Source organism: Roseomonas sp. TAS13, from assembly GCF_001950415.1.
GTDB classification, from domain to species: domain Bacteria; phylum Pseudomonadota; class Alphaproteobacteria; order Acetobacterales; family Acetobacteraceae; genus Roseomonas; species Roseomonas mucosa.
The window spans coordinates 1-1,469 of the sequence record NZ_BDLP01000634.1 but is presented as its reverse complement, the minus strand read 5'-3'; the positions used below and the strand labels follow the sequence as shown (position 1 = coordinate 1,469).

2 protein-coding genes are annotated in these 1,469 nt (G+C 73.5%); both read left to right on the top strand.

The window, feature by feature from the left end; translation table 11 throughout:
• Positions 1 to 73 precede the first annotated feature (73 nt).
• Positions 74 to 526 (top strand): nucleoside deaminase, encoded by a 453-nt coding sequence (locus ROTAS13_RS24395; RefSeq protein WP_019461356.1) that lies wholly within the window; start codon positions 74 to 76, stop codon positions 524 to 526.
• 216 nt (positions 527 to 742) lie between these two features.
• On the top strand, positions 743 to 1,372 hold the full coding sequence (locus ROTAS13_RS24390; protein ID WP_075823656.1) for a cytochrome b: 630 nt from the start codon (positions 743 to 745) through the stop codon (positions 1,370 to 1,372).
• The last annotated feature ends 97 nt before the right edge of the window (positions 1,373 to 1,469 follow it).

The window sequence follows — 1,469 nt, the reverse complement described above, 5'->3', positions numbered from 1 at the left end:
CCATGCGCCACGCCGGCCATCCCATCGGCCACCCCCTGGCGTATCCCCTGGCCCACCCATCCGGCCACCGGGCATGACCGGCGCGCCGGCGCCGATCGAACTCGCCCTGGCCGAGGCACGCGCCGCCGCCTTGCGGGGCGAGGTGCCGGTGGGCGCGGTGGTCACCGACCCGCGCGGCCTCGTCCTGGCCCGCGCCGGCAACGAGGTGGAGGCCCGCCAGGACCCCTCCGCCCATGCAGAGATCCTGGCGCTGCGCGAAGCCGCCGCCCGGCGCCGCCATAAATGGCTGGCGGACTGCACCCTGACGGTCACGCTGGAACCCTGCCCCATGTGCGCCCAGGCCGCCTCGCTGTTCCGCGTGAAACGGGTGGCCTTCGGCGCCTATGACCCCAAGGGCGGCGGGGTGGAGCACGGCGCCCGGATCTATGCCGCCTCCTCCTGCCACCACGCCCCAGAAGTCGTCGGCGGCCTGCGCGAGACCGAATGCGCGCTATTGCTGCGGGATTTCTTCGCGGAGCGGCGCTGACCGGCCTTTGCCGCACCGCCGGCCACCCCCTTTTCGCGGCGCGGCAACATCCGCCCTTGCACGGAGCGCGGCAGCAGGACATGTACGGCCTGTCATCCAACCTCCATCCTGGCGGCGGCCCCGGCTGCGCGGTTCCATCCGGGCCGCCTGTCCGGACCGCCTGTCCGGGCCGGGCATCCCGCCCGGCGGGCTGCCCATGCAACAGGAGACGCCCCGATGCGAACCCTGCCCTGGCTCGACACCTCCGCCCGTTACGGCCTGGTCAGCCGGGCGCTGCACTGGGGCATGGCCCTGCTCTTCGCCTGGCAGTTCGCCGGCATGGTGGTGAAGGTCACGGCCGGGCGCACCCCGCTCACCGCCTTCCTGGTCGGCACCCATGCCAGCGTCGGCGCCCTGCTCTTCCTGCTGATCCTGCTGCGCGGCGCCTGGGGCCTGTACAACCTGCGCCGCCGCCCGCCGCACGAGCCCGGCCCGCTCGGCCTCGCCGCCCGCCTCGGCCACCTCGCCCTCTATGCCCTGATGCTGGCCGTCCCCGCCCTGGCTCTGCTGCGGCAATACGGCTCGGGCCGCGCCTTCGCACCCTTCGGCATCCCGCTCTGGCCCGCTTCCGGCGAGCGGATCGAGGCGTTGGTCGCCCCCGCCAACACGGCGCACGGCCTCCTGGCCTGGACGCTCCTGGCCCTGATCGGCGGCCACATCGCCATGGTGCTGCTCCACCGCTTTCTCTGGCGCGACGGCGTCCTCGCCCGCATGGCCGGCCGCGCCCGCGGGGCGCATCCCGCGCCGGCCTCCCCCGGCCAGGAACCCGTGCGCATCCTAGAGGCTGTTGTGGACCTGGGTGATTGAGGTGAGGTGCTTGAGCATGAGGCAAGCAAAGGCGACGAGATGGAGGCCTGCGAGTGTTTCGGGCAGGCGTTCATAGTCGCGGACGAGGCGTCGGAAG